At 38.6% G+C, this 20,098-nt stretch carries 17 protein-coding genes; 9 read left to right on the top strand and 8 right to left on the bottom strand.

Annotated elements, in window-relative coordinates:
- Positions 1-334: 334 nt before the first annotated feature.
- From KO521_RS05725 to KO521_RS05695, 7 genes are all read right to left on the bottom strand, one after another.
- Positions 335-1,939, bottom strand: coding sequence for a sulfatase (locus tag KO521_RS05725; RefSeq protein ID WP_215938948.1), 1,605 nt, complete (start codon positions 1,937-1,939; stop codon positions 335-337).
- A gap of 181 nt (positions 1,940-2,120) precedes the next feature.
- Positions 2,121-3,005: a phytanoyl-CoA dioxygenase family protein gene (locus KO521_RS05720; RefSeq protein ID WP_215938947.1), complete on the bottom strand. Its 885-nt coding sequence runs from the start codon at positions 3,003-3,005 to the stop codon at positions 2,121-2,123.
- A 68-nt stretch (positions 3,006-3,073) separates the two neighbouring features.
- Positions 3,074-3,865 carry an alpha/beta hydrolase gene (locus KO521_RS05715; protein ID WP_215938946.1) on the bottom strand — a complete coding sequence of 264 codons (792 nt, stop codon included), beginning with the start codon at positions 3,863-3,865 and terminating at the stop codon, positions 3,074-3,076.
- Between the two features lie 6 nt (positions 3,866-3,871).
- A complete protein-coding gene (locus KO521_RS05710) occupies positions 3,872-4,990 on the bottom strand; it encodes an alcohol dehydrogenase catalytic domain-containing protein (protein WP_215938945.1) in 1,119 nt (372 codons plus the stop codon).
- Between the two features lie 21 nt (positions 4,991-5,011).
- A complete protein-coding gene (locus KO521_RS05705; protein ID WP_215938944.1) occupies positions 5,012-6,268 on the bottom strand; it encodes an NAD(P)/FAD-dependent oxidoreductase in 1,257 nt (418 codons plus the stop codon).
- Between the two features lie 6 nt (positions 6,269-6,274).
- Positions 6,275-6,583, bottom strand: a complete 309-nt coding sequence (locus KO521_RS05700; RefSeq protein ID WP_194527603.1) for a 2Fe-2S iron-sulfur cluster-binding protein — start codon at positions 6,581-6,583, stop codon at positions 6,275-6,277.
- A 5-nt stretch (positions 6,584-6,588) separates the two neighbouring features.
- Entirely contained in the window at positions 6,589-7,752 is a 1,164-nt protein-coding gene (locus tag KO521_RS05695) for a cytochrome P450 (RefSeq protein ID WP_215938943.1), read from the bottom strand.
- Between the two features lie 184 nt (positions 7,753-7,936).
- Here KO521_RS05695 and KO521_RS05690 point away from each other — a divergent pair, with 184 nt between their 5' ends.
- From KO521_RS05690 to KO521_RS05650, 9 genes are all read left to right on the top strand, one after another.
- Positions 7,937-8,776, top strand: coding sequence for an AraC family transcriptional regulator (locus KO521_RS05690; protein ID WP_215938942.1), 840 nt, complete (start codon positions 7,937-7,939; stop codon positions 8,774-8,776).
- Between the two features lie 162 nt (positions 8,777-8,938).
- Entirely contained in the window at positions 8,939-10,486 is a 1,548-nt protein-coding gene (locus KO521_RS05685; RefSeq protein ID WP_215938941.1) for an alpha-L-fucosidase, read from the top strand.
- Positions 10,487-10,660: 174 nt separating this feature from the next.
- Positions 10,661-11,677 (top strand): zinc-binding alcohol dehydrogenase family protein, encoded by a 1,017-nt coding sequence (locus KO521_RS05680; protein WP_215938940.1) that lies wholly within the window; start codon positions 10,661-10,663, stop codon positions 11,675-11,677.
- A 51-nt stretch (positions 11,678-11,728) separates the two neighbouring features.
- Positions 11,729-13,381: a UxaA family hydrolase gene (locus KO521_RS05675; protein ID WP_215938939.1), complete on the top strand. Its 1,653-nt coding sequence runs from the start codon at positions 11,729-11,731 to the stop codon at positions 13,379-13,381.
- Between the two features lie 39 nt (positions 13,382-13,420).
- Positions 13,421-14,866 carry a tagaturonate reductase gene (locus tag KO521_RS05670; protein WP_215938938.1) on the top strand — a complete coding sequence of 482 codons (1,446 nt, stop codon included), beginning with the start codon at positions 13,421-13,423 and terminating at the stop codon, positions 14,864-14,866.
- A gap of 28 nt (positions 14,867-14,894) precedes the next feature.
- Positions 14,895-15,722, top strand: coding sequence for an amidohydrolase family protein (locus tag KO521_RS05665; RefSeq protein WP_215938937.1), 828 nt, complete (start codon positions 14,895-14,897; stop codon positions 15,720-15,722).
- 74 nt (positions 15,723-15,796) lie between these two features.
- Positions 15,797-16,591, top strand: coding sequence for an SDR family oxidoreductase (locus KO521_RS05660; RefSeq protein WP_215938936.1), 795 nt, complete (start codon positions 15,797-15,799; stop codon positions 16,589-16,591).
- 25 nt (positions 16,592-16,616) lie between these two features.
- Positions 16,617-17,960 carry an L-fucose:H+ symporter permease gene (gene fucP, locus KO521_RS05655; protein ID WP_215938935.1) on the top strand — a complete coding sequence of 448 codons (1,344 nt, stop codon included), beginning with the start codon at positions 16,617-16,619 and terminating at the stop codon, positions 17,958-17,960.
- 1 nt (position 17,961) lies between these two features.
- Positions 17,962-18,303: an L-rhamnose mutarotase gene (locus KO521_RS05650; protein WP_215938934.1), complete on the top strand. Its 342-nt coding sequence runs from the start codon at positions 17,962-17,964 to the stop codon at positions 18,301-18,303.
- A gap of 76 nt (positions 18,304-18,379) precedes the next feature.
- Here the strand turns inward: KO521_RS05650 and KO521_RS05645 are convergent, their stop codons facing one another.
- The gene (locus tag KO521_RS05645; RefSeq protein WP_215938933.1) at positions 18,380-20,059 is read right to left on the bottom strand and encodes a sulfatase family protein; all 1,680 of its coding nucleotides are present in this window, start codon (positions 20,057-20,059) and stop codon (positions 18,380-18,382) included.
- Between the last annotated feature and the right edge of the window lie 39 nt (positions 20,060-20,098).

Below are 20,098 nucleotides of genomic sequence, written 5' to 3'. Positions count from 1 at the left end.
TCAATTATTTAAAAATGAAATTAAATGATTGAATATCTTTATATTGAAAGAAAAATATTAGAATGTCGCTGGAATTTTAGCACTGAGATTATCCCTAAAATTTGCACTTTTTAAATCTACTACTAGACAAGTACCACTTATAGGCTAGGATTAACATATGCTGACATTATTTTAACTTTTGAACATATGTTTTACAAATATTAACATTTATTATATCTAAAACTTATGTTAAAAACTGAATCAATTGTTTATGAAACACAAAAAGAGGACGAAAATCGCCCTCTTTTTCTAAAACACTCTATTTAAAGTCTTTACACCTTCTTTTTAGACAGCTTCAATCCACAGTCACATTACTCCCCCACCAATCATTTTTAGGATCAAAATCAGGAGACAAAAAGTTGAGTCTCTCTTTCTCTAGGGATGGTAGTTTCTTATCTACAATCTTCTTGAGGTATGCCTCCTCTTTTTGTAAACTATACTCTGGGTCTTTTGATGGATATCTAGCCCCAACTTCATCTAAATAAGCAAACAGTTGTTCGCTCAGTTGTTTTTGCAAATCTGTATGTTCCGATGCAACATTGTTCAACTCCTCTAAATCATCTTTTAAATTATAAAGCTCTTCCCTATCATCCTCATAGTAATGAATCAATTTCCAATCCCCTTTTCTAACAACCGAAGATGGTTCTCCTCCTTGGTTACCATAATGTGGATAATGCCAAAACAACGGACGCTCTTCAAAATTTCCTCCCTTAAGAATTGGTAGTAGACTTTTTCCATCTAAATGTTGTTCCGGTTTTAAATCAATACCGGCTATATCAAGAATTGTTGGATAAAAATCTGCACCAGTTACTGGCTCCGAAGTAGATGTCCCGCTTCTAACCAACCAAGGTGCTCTTATAAAATACGGTTCGCGAATACCTCCTTCAAATTGATATCCCTTCCCTCCTCTTAACGGAAAGTTTGAAGTAGAAAAAGAATCTCCTGCAGAAACACCACCATTATCAGACGTAAAAACTACCAATGTATTTTTATCGAGCCCCAAAGAATCTAGTGTTTGCAAAACTCTACCCACGGCATCATCCATAGTTTCTACCAAACCAGCATAAACGGGATTATCCTGCACTTGGCGTATCGGGAGGAATTTTGCCATCTTATAGCCTGTGGCCGCAATTCCGTTTTTCTCTGCCTTTTTCTGATACTTGGCCCATTTGCCTTTGGTGGTCTGAATAGGTCCGTGCACCGCATAAAAAGAAAGATAGGCAAAGACAGGCTGACCCGTTTCTTTTGGATTATTTTTCTTTAAAAAGTTAATGGTTTCTTCTGCCAAACGCATGGTTAGATTCTCACCATCCTCATGATTCTCCAGATTGGGATTGGTATAAGGCGCAAAATAACCTCCATTGGGGCTACCAGCATCCCACCCTCCTTTATTAATATCAAAACCATGGTCTTCGGGCCACGACCCTTTTTCCCCTAAATGCCATTTTCCTGCAAAAAAGGTTTTATAACCTGCGGTTTTCATAGCTTCTGGTAAAGTAGTAGCTTGGGCAGGAAGATTATGTTCGTATTCTGGGGGAAGTAACTTATTAAAACGACCAACTTTCCGCCAGTCCTCGCCTACTTTTGCTCCAATCCAATCTGTAATTCCGTGCCTTGCCGTGAATGTACCTAACATAATACTGGCCCTAGAAGGACTACAGACCCTACTGGCTGCATACCCATTGGTAAAATTCATTCCCTCATTGGCTATCCTATCAATATTTGGGGTTTCGTAAAATTTACTGCCACTGACACTTAAATCATGGTACCCATAATCATCCGCTAGAATGAACAAAACATTTGGCCTAACGGCCTTTTCTTGTACTTTTTTTTCATCGTTTTTACAACTGGTGAGAACCAAACAAGTTACTGCCAAAATCGAACAGAGAAAATGCTTCATACCTTTCTTATTTTTTAGGATGGATATTTTTTTTCGATAGGAAAGATACTAAATAATAGTGTTGCCAGAATCTCACTTCTTACTATTTCATCTTCTCAGTAACAGGTTACAAAAACCAGAACAGTAAGGTTAAAAAACAACACTGCCTCTTTAAAAGAGGCAGTGTACTACTTCATAAATTTTATTTCCGGTCAAAAAGAAGAGGGAAAAATTTACCGTCCATTTTTTCACCTTTCGGAACCCTAATGGGTGTACCTCTAAGCATCTCTCCATCAGTATCACTTACAGTTCCATCTGAAAAAGCATTTAGAACAATTGCCCTTCTGCTAAATTCTGACTTATTCTCATAAGAACCATGGATCATTAAAGGATGGTGAAAAGAACCATACCCCTTTTTAAGCTCAATAGGTACGGGATTAAAATTCGCCTTTTGTTCATCGGTCATAAATTCCATAAGTCCTTCCATTTTACCTGCAAGTTCCGGCTTTTGTAGGAGTCCCCATTTATGACTTCCAGGCACATAATACAGACAACCATTTTCTGTAGTGGCATCATCCAAACCTGTCCAGCAGGTTAAATGTTGCATGGGCACTGTTCTTATCCAAAATGAATAATCTTGATGCCAAGCTACTACGCCTCCATGATTTGAGGGTTTACAGAACAACTGATCATGCCAAAACCTAACATTATTGTTGCCCAACAATTGACTTGCGGCCATTGTAAAAGCGGGATTCCATAACAAATCATGAAACCCTTCTGTAATTCGCCAGTGCCCAAGAGAATGAAAAAGCACAGTATTAGGGTCCGTTGATTGATTGCCATGAAATTCATAAAAAAGCTCGTGTGCCGGGTGTTTCGGGTCACGTATTTCTTCCAATTCTTTTCGGAGAACATTGATCTGACTTTCATCCAACAATTTTATTCCAGAAACATAACCATACTCATGAAAATGGGCTACTTGCTCATCACTCAATTTATACTGTTCCCATTCCTCTGGTGATTTTGGCTGCTTAAAAAGGTCCGAAATCAATTCGTGGCGGTCGGCCAAATCTTTTACTAACTGCATGGTTTTTGATTCTTTTATTTATGGTTGATTATTTATGTAAGCCTTATATATACCAAGTCAAAAACGCCTTAACTATGAGAAGCAAAAAATCGTAATGTATCTTTGATATGTTCGCTCCAGTACGTCCATTCATGAGCTCCATTAAACTCCTCATAAACGTGAGGAATTTCATGCTCCTCTAACTGTTCGTGAAGCTTCCGGTTATATGCTATAAGCTGATCTTCGCTACCACAATCAAAACGCAAGTGGGGTAAATGATTCTTATTCCTTTTTATTAATCCCCAAACGGAATTTTCCCAAGCATCTTCCTGCTTATAATTATCCAAGGATTCTTCTACAAAAAGGTGCATCTGCTCTACATCTGTAATGGACGAGTGACCAGAAATTGCTTTAAATCGATTATGATATTTCACGCCTAAACGTAAAGCACCAAAACCACCCATGGACAATCCGGATATAAACAGTTCTGATTTTCTACTAACGGATGAAATATTCTCTATTACGGCATTAGGTACATCATCAACAATCCAACTTTCAAAATCTTTTTGATTATGCGGAAGATAACCGGAACCATCTCCCCAAAGTCCGTCTGAAGGCATAGCTATCACCATCGGCGGAATTTCCCCGTTCTCCATCATCTCAAGGGCAGAAATGTGAACTCCCGCCTTTTGAGACCACACCCAAGCACTGCCATAAACGCCGTGTAACAAAATAACAAGCGGTAAAGCCTCTAGATTTGCCATTGGCGGAACAAATACACAAATATCTCCTCTTCCGTTTAGCTTATTAGTCTTTACGGTGATGAACCTAAGGTTTGCACTCTCGTATGCGGCATCTGAAATTTCGGTGGTTCTGAACATGTTTATTTAATCAAAAACTATTACCCCTTTTGCATTTTTACCGGCCAACATATCATCTAAGGCCAATTGTAAATCGTCTAGTTTGTATTCTTTGGTAATCATTTCGTCTAATTTCAAATCTCCTTTTTTGTACAATCGTACTAGTTTTGGAAAATCGATTTGTGGTCGGCATTTACCATACAGCGGATTGATGTAAATTTTATCCCATTCAAAAAGACGCATATCTATCGTAATATCTTCCTCAATACCACTTACCTGAACGGCTGTACCTGCATTGCGAATCATTGCTAATGGAGCAGCTCCCAATGCAGGAATAGCGGTACACTCAAAAGCATAATCTGCTCCTCTACCTCCAAGCATAGTTTTTACCTGCTCTGCAACGTTTGCCAATCCCTTATCCCCCTTATCGGCAAGAATAACATCTGTAGCACCAAATTGCTTAGCCAGCTCTAGTTTATTAGGATTGATGTCTACAGCGATTATTTTACCTGCGCCAGAAATTTCACAGGCATTTATAACATTGAGTCCAACACCACCACATCCCAAAATTACAGCAGAACTACTGGCAGCTAATTTTGCTGAATTCACTACCGAACCATAGCCTGTCATTACGCCACAACTGATAATACTAGCGGCAGAGAAGTTTAAATTTTCCTCTTCTACCTTAACCACGGCAGATTCTTTTACCAAAGCGTATTCGCTAAGCGTACCTAGATTAAAAGAACGTTCAATAGGTTTACCTTCCCATTGGCTACCTTTCAAATGCGCATGACCAGGAGTATGCCCATTTCCACCAGCGACAACCGGGGAATTGTTTTCACATATATGCTGATTTCCTTCTTGACATTGAAAACAGCTTAAACAAGGTGTGGCCCAGTTCAAAAGAACTTGGTCCCCTACTTTCAAATCTTTGATTTCCGAGCCTACTTTTTCAATAATTCCAGCACCTTCATGCCCCATTACAATAGGCTTGCCCCAAGTAAGAGAATCATAATCTGTATGACAAAGACCGGCAGCTTTTATTTTTACAAGTAGCTCGTCCGCCTTTGGTTCTGCAACGGTTACGTGAGTAATGATAAAAGTACCGTCACCTTTTGCTACTGCACTTTTTGATTGAATTGACATTATTTGTGCTTTTATATATTGTTATTGAGCGATTAGATTAACTGGTTTGAACTCCGCCATAGGGTCGCTCAACTTAGATTTATCCAACTTCTCTCCGCCTTTTATAAATTTTGTTCCGTAGACATAGGCTTTTGCATTGTTTACTGCATCAACAGCTAAAAGTGTATCACCTTTAAAATACCATACGGAAAAACAGTTTTCTTTATCAGCTTCTTTCCTGACCAGCACTTCATCATAGCCTTGAGAAAGTCCCACCATCTGTAATTTTACATCATACTGATCAGACCAAAACCAGGGTAATGCATCATATGCGCAATCTTTACCTATAATGGCCGCAGCGGCAATCTTTGCTTGATCCACCGCATTTTGTACCGATTCTAAGCGGATATGACGCTTGTAATGCGGATTATGATGAAAAGTACAATCCCCAATGGCATAAATATCTTTATCACTGGTTTGTGCCATTTCATTCACCTGAATACCATTTTCTATGGTCAAACCGGCTTTTTCTGCCAGTTCTTTGTTTACATGAATACCAACGCCAACCACAATCATATCGGCCTCATAATTCGTTCCATCCGAACAGACCACGATATTCCTATTCCCATTACTCTCTATAGAAACTACATTTTTTTCGGTGAGTACGGCTACACCATGCTCAGCATGAAGTTTTTGAAAAAATAGGGACATTTCCGGTGCTGTTACCCTGGCGAGTGTCCTAGACTCTCGTTCTAAAACGACTACTTCTGCTCCCATTTTTTTTAGGGATGCAGCAGTTTCTAGTCCAATATATCCTCCTCCAATAACTACTACCTTAAGACCTACATTTTCTACAACGGTCTTTCGGATATTGGCCACATCTGCAGCTGATCGTAACGCAAATGAATTCTTTGCCGTATCCAACCCCGGAATAGGAGGCATAATTGGTCGAGCACCAGTGGCAATTACGAGTTTATCATATCCTAGCGATGTTCCATCAGCTAAAACAACCTTCTTATTTTCGCGGTTAAAAGCGTCTACCCAAACACCCAGTTTAAGATTTATATTCTCTTTTACATAACTCTCTTCTGACTTCAGAAGGTTTTTCTCAATGCTATCGGAACTGGTTAAATAGGCCTTGGACAAAGGTGGCCTGTGGTAAGGCAAAGTAGGATCAATATCCACCATGGTAATTGAACCTTGCCAACCTTCTCGGCGTAAAGCAAACGCAAAGTTCACCCCTGCATGGCTGGCACCTATTACTACACAATTTTTATTGTTTGTTGTACTTTCGGACATTATGTTTTATTTGGCGACTTTCAACACAACACCATCAATAGCATCGGTAATATCTATTTGGCAGCATAAACGGCTATATTCATCTGCATTATCATCCAACTCTAGCATATCTGTCTCAATTTCGCTTGCACTTCCTGTTTTCTCCATGTCTTCTGGAGCTACATGAACGTGGCAAGTAGCACAAGAGCAAACTCCCCCACAATCGCCATCAATTCCGGGCACACCATTATCTACAGCCAATGCCATTACAGAACCGGATGTACCTTCTAATGTTATAGTTTCTTCGTCGTTGGTTATAAAAGTGATTTTTGCCATGGCTTCTATTTTGTTAAAGGATTGAATTTCATATTAATACTGTGGAAACCCACTTTACGTTTAAAGTGATGTAAATCTTCTATATTTTCTTCGTAATCGAGTATTTCAAACGAGCCTATTTTTTCAGCTAAAGTCTGAAGTAATATTTTCATGATCTGTCTTGCATGAGTAGCACCCAAACAGTTATGGTGACTAAAACCAAAACCAACATGCGGGTTGATTTTACGATCCATTACAATCTCATTGGGATTTTCAAAAACAGCGGCATCCCTATTGGCAGAGGCCCAACATAAGGATACCCTAGTATCTGCCTTGGCAGCATGCTCACAAACAAAAGTATCTTCTGTAACTACACGCCCCATTTGGGTAAGCGGAGAAAAATACCGAATCATCTCTTCTACGGTCTTTCCTGTAATTTCTGGTTCATTACGCAAGCGCTCCAAAGACTCGGGGTTTTCCGCCAAATACGCTATGGCATTTGTAACCGCATTTATTACCGTATCTCTTCCTCCTGCAAAAGTCAGTACCATGACACCTTTTACTTCTTCTTTGGTTAACTTTCTACCTTCAAATTCAGAGTCCAAAAGCACGGAGTACATATCGTCCGTTGGGCTTTTGGCTGCACGGTCTATTTGTGCATCTATATAATCATATAGGATATTCGCCTTGTCCCCATCAAGAGCTTCACCTTCACTTCTAAAGACGTGTGTTCCCCAGGAAATCCACTTTTCAGATTCATCAAAAGGAGTGTTTAACAATAACGTTAGTGCTCTAGACTGTAACTTAAGCGCCAAACCCGTTACTACTTCAACTGAATCTTCCTGAAGTACTTCTTCTATTATGTTTGCTATTTGTTTTGATAATTTCTCTTGATACTCCGGTTGTAGCGGTCTTTTAAACCAGGGCTCTACTATTGACCTATACTCTTTATGAACTGGAGGATCTACTTCAAAAGGAATTTGACGCGTATCACGAATATTTACCTCTGAAGGAATAACTATACGTCCCGGAGCTGCACCAGACTGAAAAGTTTTATAATTATGCGCTGTTTTACGAACGTCTTTATGACGCAAAAGCATAGTTACCGGATCATCTTGATCGTTCATTTCTCCGTAACCTTTTGCTTCTCTTGTTTTTTCGAACGGATCTGGAAATTCACTTTTTTTCATATAAGCGATATGTATTATAGGATAGACTTTCTGTGGAAATACAAAAATCAATATTTCAAAATCACTATCAGTAGCCTTTTTTAACAAATAAGTACCTTATTCTGTTCCCTCATGTCAATTTTATCGTATTTTACAACAAAATAAATTATTACCTAATATTCTTATTTTTCAACTTAGTATTAGAATGAAACCTGTATTAGAGCCCATACACTTAGACGAGCAACGTACGATTACAAGCTTTTATCATTCTAAAAAAGATTTTGAAACGCCTTGGCATTTTCATCCTCAACATGAGCTTACTTATATAGAAGAAAGCGTGGGAACTAAATTCGTGGGTGATTATGTAGGGCCCTACCAACCGGGCGAATTGGTTTTGTTACGTTCAAATCTTCCACATTGTTGGAAAAACAACACTAACCAAGAAGGGCTATCAAAATCCATTGTGATTCAATGGAATATTGGTATCTTCCCTAAAGTACCAGAACTAGCTTCTTTATTTCACATGCTAAGGACCTCTTCTAGAGGGCTCTTATTCAATAAAGAAGAAACCACTCCTCTTTTGTTACGTTTAAAAAAATGCCCGGAATTAGAAGCGCACGACTTATATATTGAATTACTTACCATTTTAGTGAAATTATCCAGTTGTAGTTGTAAAACGCTATCCGGAGCTAGCTTTACGGAAGACCTACCTTCTGAATATGGGAGTAGAATGGCGCAAATTCATGATTTTGTAGGATTGAATTATGGTCGTAAAATTTACCTTAAAGAAGTAGCCGATTTGGTTAATATGTCCGAGCAATCCTTTTCAAGGTTTTTTACCAAAATGATGGGTCGTCCTTTCTTTACTTTTTTGAATGAATTCCGTATAAATATCTCGGCAAGAATGCTTCTTGATACACATGATTCCGTCTCTCATATTGCATTTTCTTGTGGTTATGAATCGCTCCCTTTTTTTCACAGGCAATTCAAGAAATTCATGGGTTCTTCTCCTCTTACTTATCAAAAAAAATACGCAAAAGCCTAAAAAACTGCACTTTACAAACTCCTCAAAAACTGTACAAAGCAAATAATTAACCATTTGTTATAGTTATTTGAACAATTCACACTTTCGCTTGTCTTATTATATTGCATCTTAGCAACTCATTAATAGCGCCTCTTATTGGCCTTACTAACCAATCCTTTTTAAATGATTTTAACTAATAGAGTTTTAACACTTTTACTGACCGGTGCAGTCCTTGCTTCTTGCGGCTCAAAAACGGATAAAAAAGAAGAAACTACCGTCAAAGAAACTGTAGTGAAATACGAGGCGAATTGGGAATCCATAAAAGAAAATTATAAAGATCCAGAATGGTTTAACGATAGTAAGTTTGGTATTTTCATTCATTGGGGTGCATATGCTGTTCCTGCTTTTGGTTCTGAGTGGTATCCACGCCAAATGTATATGGATACGGCCACTTTTAGCGCTCAGCTAAAATCAGGTCAAAAAGGGCCGAACGCCACGTACCTTCATCATAAAAAAACATATGGAGACCAAAAGAAATTTGGATACAAAGATTTCATTCCTATGTTCAAGGCCGAAAAATTTGATGCCAAAGAATGGATAGACATTTTTAAGAAATCAGGTGCAAAATATGTAATTCCCGTTGCGGATCACCATGATGGTTTTGCCATGTACAAGTCCAACACCACACGTTGGAACTCTGTAGATATGGGGCCTAAACGTGATGTTTTAGGTGAACTTTTTAAAGAAGGTCGCGCACAAGGTATGATTATGGGGGCGTCCTCCCACTATGCTTTTAACTGGTCTTTCTACAATAAAAAAGAAAAATTTGACACCACAGACCCTGAGTATGCAGATTTATACTCTCCAAAAGGAAAAGACCTAACGGAACCTGTTTCCGAAGAGTTTAAAAAAATGTGGTGGGATAGAACGGTAGACCTTATTGATAATTACCAGCCGGATATTCTTTGGTTTGATTTCTATTTAGATATCCCTGATTACAAAGAATACCGTCCTAAAATTGCCGCTTACTACTATAATAAAGGTATAGAATGGGGTAAAGAAGTGGTTATAAACGATAAGAATTTTGACCACGAAGCTTTCCCAGAAGGCACTGTTATTTATGATTTGGAACGTGGTAAGCTTCCTGGAATTCGCAAACTGCCTTGGCAAACGGATACTTCTATCGGAAAAAATTCATGGTGCTATGTTATGAACTGGGAATCCAGAACTGCTAATAGTTTGGTTGATGATTTAGTTGATATTGTATCTAAAAACGGAAACCTTTTACTAAATGTAGGTCCAAAGGCAGATGGAACAATTCCAGAAGACCAAAAAGAAATTTTATTTCAAATCGGTGATTGGCTTAACACCAATGGTGAAGCTATTTATGATACCGAATACTGGAGCACTTTTGGCGAAGGCCCTACAGAAGTTAAAAAAGGACATCATAGTGAAGGTCAGAACAAAGGCTTTACCGGTCAAGATATTCGCTTTACTAAAAAAGGCGATAAACTTTATGCTATTATGATGGAATGGCCAGAAGGAAACAAAGTAGATATTAAATCTTTAGGAAAAGCCAGTGAATATGGTAAAGACCTAAATATCAAAAGTGTAACATTATTAGGCAGCAATGCTAAAATTACATTTGATGTAAAAGACGATGCGCTTTCAATTTCTGACTTGGGCAACAAGTCTGGAGATTTTGCACATGTGCTTGAGATATCATTATAGAACCCTATTAAAGAAGTTAGTTGAGTTAGTTTTTTTTAATTTAGGAGCGCACCGTTAAGGTGCGCTCTTTTTCAGTACTGCACTACTAGCTATAGGAGTGTTAACTCAGTCCCTGATAGTGTTAAAAGAAACAGCTCGTTTTAATATGAATGTGACTAAAAACAGATGAAACACATGAAATATATTGTATGCGAAAAACCGGGAGAGTTCATTCTTAAAGAAAGGGAAGAACCCACAAGAAAATCCGGCGAAGCCATATTAAAAGTAAAAAAAGTAGGTATTTGCGGTACGGATTTACACGCTTATGCGGGTAACCAGGCTTTTTTTACCTACCCTAGAATTCTCGGTCACGAATTAGCTACCCAAGTAGTTGAAATAGACGAGAATCCTCAAGGTATTAAACCAGGAGATAATGTGGTAGTTATGCCTTATGTAAGCTGTGGTACTTGTATAGCCTGTAGAAATGGGAAAACCAACTGTTGTACGAACATTAAAGTTTTAGGTGTTCACACAGATGGTGGAATGCAAGAAAAAATTACGGTTCCGACCAATTTACTTATCCCAGCACAACAATTAACGGATGACCAAATGGCGGTTGTTGAACCTTTGGCCATTGGTGCACACGCTATTCGCCGTGCAGATATAAAACCGGGTGAAACTATTGTTGTAGTTGGCTGTGGCCCCATTGGAATTGGCATTATGAAATTGGCCCAGATTGCAGGAGCTAAAGTAATAGCTATTGATATGAACCAACAGCGTTTGGATTATGCCAAAAATGATATCGGTGTGGACTATGTGGTTTTAGGTGGAAAAGATGCCGTAGAACAAGTTGAAAAAATTACCAATGGAGATTTAGCTACAGCTGTTTTTGATGCCACAGGTCACAAAGGAGCACTTGAAGCAGGTCCTGATTATATGTCACATGGTGGAAGATACGTATTGGTTGGTCTTTCCAAAGGAGAATTGGTATTTACACATCCAAAAATTCACGCTAAGGAAACAACTATTATGTGCAGTAGAAATGCGACCTTGGAAGATTTTGAACATGTGATTTCCGTTTTGGAAAAAGGCGGTTTTCCAATAGATTCTTTCATCACACATAATGTTCCCTATACTGAAATGATAGCCAATTTTGATGGTTGGTTAGATCCAGCAAACGGAGTTATTAAGGCTACTGTTGATTTTGAGTAAATAAGCGTTCATCAACCCTACAATTAAGCACAGACAAAAGTAAAGAACACTATGTCAAAGCAATTTTTACAAATACATCCTGAAGATAATGTTCTGGCAGCCCTTACAGATATTTCTAAAGGTTCTGAGATTTTTCATAACAACGACCGTTTTCAGTTAACGGCAGACGTGAAAGCCAAGCATAAGTTTACAATCACAAATCTTAATATTGGTGATTCCATTATCATGTACGGTTCTCTAGTAGGCAAGGCTACAAAACCTATTGCCAAAGGTGAGACCATAACCACTGAAAATGTTGTGCATGCTTCTTCTGAATATGCCGTTGGTCAAGAAAAACTGAGCTGGACCGCTCCTGATGTCAGTAAATGGAAAGATATTACTTTCAATGGATATCACAGAGCAGACGGTAAAGTAGGTACGGCCAATCATTGGCTAGTGATTCCTTTGGTATTCTGTGAGAATAGAAATGTTGATGTAATGAAATCGGCATTACTAAAATCATTGGGCTACCATACCACTACTGATTTTGTAGTGGACACCGAGGTGCTTGTGAACCAATATAAAAATGGAGCGTCTGAGAACGACCTTCTTTCTTCGGATATCATTAAAACTCCAGAAGACATAAAGCAAAATAGGACCTTTCCGAATGTAGACGGGATTAAGTTCTTGAACCATGACGGCGGTTGTGGGGGTATTCGCCAAGATTCGGAAACACTATGTAACCTTTTAGCGGGATACATTACCCACCCCAATACGGCAGGTGCTACCATTCTAAGTTTAGGTTGTCAGAATGCGCAATTCAAATTGTTGGAGGCAGCCATTGCTAAACTCGATCCCAGTTTTGAAAAACCACTGTATGTTCTAGAACAACAGAAAAGTGCCGGAGAGCGTCAATTTATAGAAGAAGCGGTCAAAAAAACATTCTTAGGTTTAATTGAAGCCAATAAAACGGAAAGAAAACCAGCACCGCTAACCAAACTCGTTTTAGGTTTGGAATGCGGAGGTTCTGATGGTTTTTCAGGAATATCTGCAAACCCTTCTTTGGGTTATGCCTCGGATCTATTGGTAGGCTTAGGAGCCACAACTGTTCTTTCGGAATTCCCTGAATTGAACGGTGTGGAACAAGAACTCATCAACCGTTGTGAAACAGAAGAAAATGCCGAAAAATTTGCAAAACTGATGCGTGCTTATTCGGATAAGGCCGTATCCGTGGGGTCTGGGTTTGAGAATAATCCATCCCCGGGAAACATAAAAGACGGGCTCATTACAGACGCCATGAAGTCTGCCGGTGCAGCCAAAAAAGGGGGAACAAGTCCCGTTACCGATGTACTGGATTACACGGAGCCCATTAGAAAAAAAGGCCTGAATCTTTTGTGTACACCTGGTAATGATGTAGAAAGCACTACAGGTCTTGCAGGATCCGGTTGTAACGTAATCTGTTTTACTACTGGATTAGGTACACCTACGGGAAACCCTATTGCTCCGGTCATAAAATTATCAAGTAACAACGCGCTTAGTTCTCGTATGAAAGACATTATAGATTTTAATACCGGAACGGTAATTACGGGAGAAGATACCATTGAAACAAAAGGTGAAGAGCTATTGGAATATATTATTAAAGTCGCCAGTGGTGAGGTGATTCCCGCAGCAGTACGCTTAGGGCAAGAAGACTTTATTCCTTGGAAAAGAGGCATATCGCTTTAAGTATCTCAACTGAATTTTAACTTGACAAACAGCTAATTAATGCAAATTTTAAATCATACTAACGTAGCCAATATAACACAACGACCAATAAAGGTAATGCAGTTTGGTGGCGGGAATTTTTTACGCGCTTTTGTGGACTGGATGGTTCACGTACTCAACCAGAAAACCGATTTTAATGGAGATATTGCCATAATCAAACCCACTGCGGGAGGAGATTATGCGGAATTGAAAGCTCAAGACGGACTTTTTACGGTTGTTCTTGACGGAATTAAAAACGGAGAACTGGTTGCCGAAAAAACATTGGTTACCGAGGTTCAGCAAATAATTCACTCCTATAATGAATGGGCTGCTTATCTAAAACTGGCCGAAAATGAAGACCTACGTTTTATCGTTTCAAATACAACTGAGGCCGGAATTAAATTTAATGAGAAAGATGAATTTAATGGAGTACCTCCAAAAGAATTCCCCGCTAAATTAACGATTTGGCTGTACCACCGTTTTAAACACTTTAATGCAGATGCTTCAAAAGGATGTATTTTACTTCCCTGCGAATTGATCGAGGATAATGGCGACGCTCTCAAAAAAACGGTTTTGCAATACGCCGATCACTGGAGCTTAGAGGCTGAATTTAAAGATTGGGTAGATACTGCAAATCACTTTTGCAGCACCTTGGTAGATCGTATCGTTTCTGGTTACCCATCCGACCGTGCGGAAGAAATAGAACAAAAATTAGAGTACAAAGATGAACTTTTAGTTGCTGGTGAATATTACCACAGCTGGGTAATCCAAGCGAATGAAACAGTTCAAAAAGAACTTCCTTTTTCAGAAACTGACCTAAACGTAGAATTCGTAAATGATCTTGCCCCCTATCGCGAAATGAAAGTCCGCATTCTGAACGGCGCACATACCTCTATGGTTCCCGTTGGTTATTTGGCCGGCATCCGCTTTGTAAAAGAAGCTATGGAAAATGAAACGGTAAGCAACTTTGTAGAAAGTCTTCTTTTGGAGGAATCCGCAACTACACTTGATTTTCCGGATGATGTAAAAAACAAATTCGTTGCAGACGTTCTTGACCGTTTTCGCAACCCACTTTTAAAACATCAACTTATAAGCATCTCCTTAAATAGTACTTCTAAGTTCGTTGCTCGTTTATTGCCTACCCTAAAAGATTATTACAATGCTCAAGACAAGTTACCAAAACGCATTGTTTTTGGACTTTCAGCTATGCTCCGGTTTTATAAGGGCGAGTTTAACGGTGAGAACATTGCTCTTAATGATGATAAGGCTGTTTTAAGTTTCTTTAAATCGGAATGGGAGAAAGTAGACAATGGTTCAAGCTTACAGGATTTTACAAAAAATGTATTGAGTAACACTGCTATTTGGGGCGAAGATTTAACTCAAATAGAAGGTCTTTCGGAAACCGTAGCTAAGAATATCGAAAACATTGAAGCCAACGGAATCAATTCCTGTTTAAAAAACTTATAATCCATATTCAATCTTTAAAAATTGAAAAATGACGATAGATAGTCACCAACATTTTTGGAAATACGAACCGGTTAAACATTCTTGGATCGATGATGACATGTCAGTTATCCGGAGAGATTTTCTTCCCCAAGATTTGAAGAAGGTCTATCAAGAAAATCAAGTTGATGGTTGTATTGCCGTGCAAGCAGACCAAACTCTAAAGGAAACCGATTTTTTATTGAATTTGGCAAAGGAGCACAATTTCATAAAAGGCGTTGTGGGCTGGGCCGATTTAAGAGCTGAAAATATTGAATCGGTTTTAGAAAAGTACAGCACGGATAAAAACTTAAAAGGCTGGCGTCATGTGGTGCAAGGCGAGGATGATCATAACTTTTTACTCCGCCCTAACTTTTTAAGGGGCATAGGTTTACTTGAAAAATACAATCACACCTATGATATTTTAGTTTTCCCGCATCAGCTGGGAGCTGTTTTGGAGTTTATCAAGAAGTTTCCTAATCAAAAATTTGTCATAGACCATATCGCAAAACCTTATATAAAAGATGGTTTTTATGAAGGCTGGGCCGCATTGATGAAAGAAATAGGCAAACATGAAAATGTGTATTGTAAGCTCTCCGGTATGATTACCGAAGCGGATTACAATACATGGACAGCAGAGCAACTACAACCGTACATGCACTTGGTTCTAGAAGCTTTTGGCAGTGAACGGATTATGTTCGGTTCTGATTGGCCCGTTTGTCTCGTAGCAGGCAATTACGGCCAGGTTAAAAGCATTGTAACCCATTTTATTGCAACGCTTAGTAGTCAAGACCAAGAGATGATCATGGGCGGAAACGCACAAGAATTCTATAATTTATAATTACGATTGTCTATCTCATTTGAGCAATAGTTGCTCTCCTGGAAAAAAGGACAACACCAAAATAACAGAACGCAATGGATTTAAACTTAAAAGGAAAAGTAGTCGTTATTAGCGGAGCTGCTGGAAAAGAAGGTAGTATTGGAGAAACTATTTTACAGCGTTTGGCGGAAGAAGGTGCAATACCTGCTGTCATTGATCGTAATGCCCGGGGTTTTGGGTATGTTGAGAAAATTCAAGAGAAAGGAATAGATGCTATTTTCTGTCAAACTGATGTAACTGACCCCGTTCAGATTGAAAATGCCGTAAATAAAATTACCAAAAAATACGGTCGTATTGATGTGGTCATCAATAACGTTGGTGTAAATGACGGAGTTGGTCTAGATGCCAGTTATGAAGAGTTTATGGATTCGCTTAAGCTGAACATGGTGAGCTATTTTCTTATCGTAAAACATGCGCTTCCCTTTCTCATTGAATCAAAGGGCAACATTTTGAACATTGGTTCTAAAGTGGCTTTGACAGGGCAAGGAAGAACTTCGGGCTATGCTGCTTCCAAAGGAGGTGTTTTAGGCCTTACGCGTGAATGGGCTGTAGATTTAATAAAGCACGACATCCGTTCCAATGCGATTATTATTGCAGAAAGCTGGACGCCATCATATGATACTTGGATCAGAACATTACCTGATGGGGAACAAAAATTAAAATCCATTGTAAAGAAAATTCCTTTAGAAAATAGAATGACCAGCACTAATGAGATAGCAGACACTTGCTTATTTACAATCTCAAATAGATCATCGCACACTACAGGACAATTTATTTTTGTGGACGGCGGCTATGTACATTTAGACCGTTCGTTACTGACCGAAGATTAATCGCAACCAACTTAAATTCAAACCCATGACAAAAAACACCAAAATACCTGTAGTACCTAAGCATTTGCTCGTTCCATTTATTGCGGCGACGTCTATTTTTGCCCTTTGGGGATTTGCCAACGATTTGACAAACCCTATGGTTGCTGCCTTTAAAAAAGTAATGATTCTTTCTAATGAAGAAGCATACAATGTGCAATTTGCATTCTATTTTGGTTATGGTGTTATGGCTATTCCTGCCGCTTTATTCATACGTAAATTCAGTTATAAATCAGGGTTATTACTCGGTTTGGCGCTTTATGCTTTAGGTGCCATTCTCTTTTATCCTGCAGCCGAAAATGGTTCTTATACCTATTTCTTGATTTCGCTCTTTGTAATTACTTGCGGATTAGGATTCTTGGAAACCACCTCTAACCCATTGATTCTTTCCATGGGGGATAAAGAAACGGCTACGCAAAGATTGAACTTGGCACAATCCTTTAACCCTATTGGTTCGCTAACAGGTATGTTGATTGCCAAGTTTGTGGTATTAGATAGAATTCTATCTGCCGATTATGCAGATAGCTCTGAAATTATAGCCCAAGGAGCTGAAAAAGCTGCTGAAATCAAAGCTTTTGACCTGAATATTATCAGTGGTCCGTACATTGCTGTTGGCATATTTGTCGCTTTGGTTTTTCTGGTAATTTGGAGGACAAAAATTCCTGCAATGGTAATGGGTGATCATCTATCTATAAAAGAATCTGTTGACCGTATTTTTAAGAGTAAGACCTTTCTCTTGGGTGTTGTTGCCCAAATGTTCTACGTAGGTGCCCAGATTATGTGCTGGACAGCTATTTTTCAGTTGGTAGAATATTTAAACGAATCTCAAAACTTAGGTGTTGATGCTACATGGTGGAATATTACCGCCATGGTATCATTTGTTGTCACCCGCTTTATTGGAACGGCATTGATGAAAAAAATAAATCCTGCTAAAATGTTAGCTTATTTTGGTTTAGCGGCTGCACTCATGTGTGCTGGTATCATAATGACCTCAGGCATTCTAAGCCTGGTATTTTTGGTATTTGTTTCCGTATTTATGTCTATTATGTTCCCGACCATTTATGGCCTCGCTCTTAAAGATATGGGTGAAGAAGCAAAACTGGCTTCATCTGGACTTATTATGGCGATTGTAGGTGGTGCATTTTTACCGAAGTTGCAAGCAAGTATAATGGATTTTGGCGATACCGTAAACGGACAAGAAGTATTTGGTGATAAGATAGCTGGAAACATAACTGAAATTCACTTTTCTTTCCTATTACCTATGATTTGTCTTTTATTTGTTGCATTCTACGGTATGTACGCCTATAAAGTAACCAAATTGAAAACAGCTTAACATGAAAACGAAAAGATACTGCTATTCCTGTGATCTTAAAGATGACCCAAAACTCATTGCAGAATACAAAGAATATCATGCTCCTGGTAACGCCCGTCCCGCAATAACAAAAAGTATTAAAGATGCGGGTATTTTAGACATGCAGATTTTCCTAACCGGAAACCGCATGTTTATGATTATGGAGGTCGATGAAACTTTTGATGCCAAGAGAAAGGCTGAAATGGATGCCAATAACCCTGCCGTACAGGAATGGGAACAATTGATGTGGAAATATCAACAAGGCTTGCCTTGGGCCAAAAATGGTGAAAAATGGATTAAATTAGAGCGGATTTTTAAACTCTAATACCATTCTTATATAATTGAAAAGAGCCTAATTAAAGTTTTTAACTAGGCTCTTTTTTTTTGGTTACGTTAATTACTTAATCATCCCAATGCTCGTCTATAACTTTTTGAATCTGGGGATATTTCTCATCGGTTTCATTCAAGTCTTTACGAAGCCTCAACAATTCTTTCTTTAAATCTGCTATAGTTTCTGCATACGCAGGGTCGGCATAGGCATTGTTCATTTCCTTAGGGTCTTCCTTTAAATCATAAAACTCCCACGCTGCAGGTGTATCCGTAGAAAAATCGTTACCCCAATTCTCTTTGTCCCATTCTGCATTTGGGTCGCTGGTATCCACATAATATTTTCCGTAGAAAAATATCAATTTATGATCCTTGGTACGAACGCCAAAATGTGCGGGGTTTTGGTGACGGTGTGCCATATGCATCCAATACCTGTAATAGGTAGACTTTTGCCAATCTTCAGGCTCCTCCCCTGTTTCCAAAATTGTTTTAAAGCTTTTTCCTTGCATGTAATCAGGTGTGCTTCCGCCAGCCAATTCAATAATCGTAGGTGCAAAATCTGTATTATTGATAATTGCATCCGTGCGAGTTCCTGCTTTTATTTTTTCAGGGTAACGCACAAAGAAAGGCATTCGCATAGATTCTTCATACATCCATCTTTTATCAATAAAATCATGTTCACCAAGCATAAAACCTTGATCTCCGGTATAAACGATTATAGTATTGTCCATAAGACCTTCAGCCTCTAAATAATCCATTAAACGTTTTACGTTATCATCAACTCCTTTTACGCAACGCAAATACTTTTTTACGTAGTCCTGATAAACCTTACTCGTATATTTCTTCTCTTCATCATCCATTTCCCATTTTACATATTCTTCTGGACGGATTTTATCCGCATCACGATATGAACGGTGAATAGAGCTATCTACATAAATGTTCATAGCCTGGTTACGAATCAAGTTTCTGTGCGATACAGAAGATCCAATAATTCTAGTCAACGAATCATTCTTACCACGTGTAGCAATAGAACCGTTATTTCCTCTTTCGTACAGGCTTTCAGGCTCTGGAATAAAGGTATCCGCCAAATACTCTTCGTAACGAGGAGCATTTTCAAAATCATCATGAGGTGCTTTAAACTGATGCACTAAAAAGAAAGGTTTGTTAGGGTCTCTTTCGTTCTTTAACCAATCCAAAGAAATATCGGTAACCATGTCAGAAGAATGCCCCTTAGTCTGAACAGTATTTTTAGGCCACGGCTTATCACCACGAACCCTGAACTCAGGATCAAAATATTTACCTTGACCAGGTAAAACCTTATAATAGTCAAACGCTGCAGGCTCTTCTTTTAAGTGCCATTTACCAACAACAGCGGTTTGGTAACCTAATTTTTTCATTTCAATTGGAAGAAACTGGCGAGCTGGTTCAATACGACCATCCAAATCTAAAACTCCGTTTAACTGAGAGTTCTGACCCGTAATAATGGCTGCACGACTTGGCGTACAGATTGAATTACTTACGAAGCAATTGTCAAAGATGATACCTTCCTTGGCAATCTTATCCAATGTTGGTGTAGGGTTTAATTTTGCCAACCGGCTACCATAAATCCCAAAACCCTGGGTAGTATGGTCATCAGCCATAATGTAGATAATATTCGGTTTTTTTTCTGTGATTACAGCCTTTTCTTCTTTACAAGAAGAAAATACAATAAGCAACAAAAGAGCATACAGTAGATTGTTCTTTTTGCAGCGCATTTAAATTTGAAATTTTGTTAATATGAGTTTGATTAAAGT

Origin of the sequence: Zobellia uliginosa, assembly GCF_018860745.1 — a bacterium.
Taxonomy (GTDB): Bacteria; Bacteroidota; Bacteroidia; order Flavobacteriales; family Flavobacteriaceae; genus Zobellia; species Zobellia uliginosa_B.
The sequence above is the reverse complement of the archived record's forward strand: the minus strand, read 5'-3'. Positions and strand labels throughout refer to the sequence as shown.

What these genes read in the sequence shown, in the direction of transcription:
- KO521_RS05725 (WP_215938948.1), bottom strand. Translation starts at nt 1,939, where the DNA reads ATGAAGCATTTTCTCTGTTCGATTTTGGCAGTAACTTGTTTGGTTCTC.
- KO521_RS05720 (WP_215938947.1), bottom strand. Translation starts at nt 3,005, where the DNA reads ATGCAGTTAGTAAAAGATTTGGCCGACCGCCACGAATTGATTTCGGAC.
- KO521_RS05715 (WP_215938946.1), bottom strand. Translation starts at nt 3,865, where the DNA reads ATGTTCAGAACCACCGAAATTTCAGATGCCGCATACGAGAGTGCAAAC.
- KO521_RS05710 (WP_215938945.1), bottom strand. Translation starts at nt 4,990, where the DNA reads ATGTCAATTCAATCAAAAAGTGCAGTAGCAAAAGGTGACGGTACTTTT.
- KO521_RS05705 (WP_215938944.1), bottom strand. Translation starts at nt 6,268, where the DNA reads ATGTCCGAAAGTACAACAAACAATAAAAATTGTGTAGTAATAGGTGCC.
- KO521_RS05700 (WP_194527603.1), bottom strand. Translation starts at nt 6,583, where the DNA reads ATGGCAAAAATCACTTTTATAACCAACGACGAAGAAACTATAACATTA.
- KO521_RS05695 (WP_215938943.1), bottom strand. Translation starts at nt 7,752, where the DNA reads ATGAAAAAAAGTGAATTTCCAGATCCGTTCGAAAAAACAAGAGAAGCA.
- KO521_RS05690 (WP_215938942.1), top strand. Translation starts at nt 7,937, where the DNA reads ATGAAACCTGTATTAGAGCCCATACACTTAGACGAGCAACGTACGATT.
- KO521_RS05685 (WP_215938941.1), top strand. Translation starts at nt 8,939, where the DNA reads ATGATTTTAACTAATAGAGTTTTAACACTTTTACTGACCGGTGCAGTC.
- KO521_RS05680 (WP_215938940.1), top strand. Translation starts at nt 10,661, where the DNA reads ATGAAATATATTGTATGCGAAAAACCGGGAGAGTTCATTCTTAAAGAA.
- KO521_RS05675 (WP_215938939.1), top strand. Translation starts at nt 11,729, where the DNA reads ATGTCAAAGCAATTTTTACAAATACATCCTGAAGATAATGTTCTGGCA.
- KO521_RS05670 (WP_215938938.1), top strand. Translation starts at nt 13,421, where the DNA reads ATGCAAATTTTAAATCATACTAACGTAGCCAATATAACACAACGACCA.
- KO521_RS05665 (WP_215938937.1), top strand. Translation starts at nt 14,895, where the DNA reads ATGACGATAGATAGTCACCAACATTTTTGGAAATACGAACCGGTTAAA.
- KO521_RS05660 (WP_215938936.1), top strand. Translation starts at nt 15,797, where the DNA reads ATGGATTTAAACTTAAAAGGAAAAGTAGTCGTTATTAGCGGAGCTGCT.
- fucP (WP_215938935.1), top strand. Translation starts at nt 16,617, where the DNA reads ATGACAAAAAACACCAAAATACCTGTAGTACCTAAGCATTTGCTCGTT.
- KO521_RS05650 (WP_215938934.1), top strand. Translation starts at nt 17,962, where the DNA reads ATGAAAACGAAAAGATACTGCTATTCCTGTGATCTTAAAGATGACCCA.
- KO521_RS05645 (WP_215938933.1), bottom strand. Translation starts at nt 20,059, where the DNA reads ATGCGCTGCAAAAAGAACAATCTACTGTATGCTCTTTTGTTGCTTATT.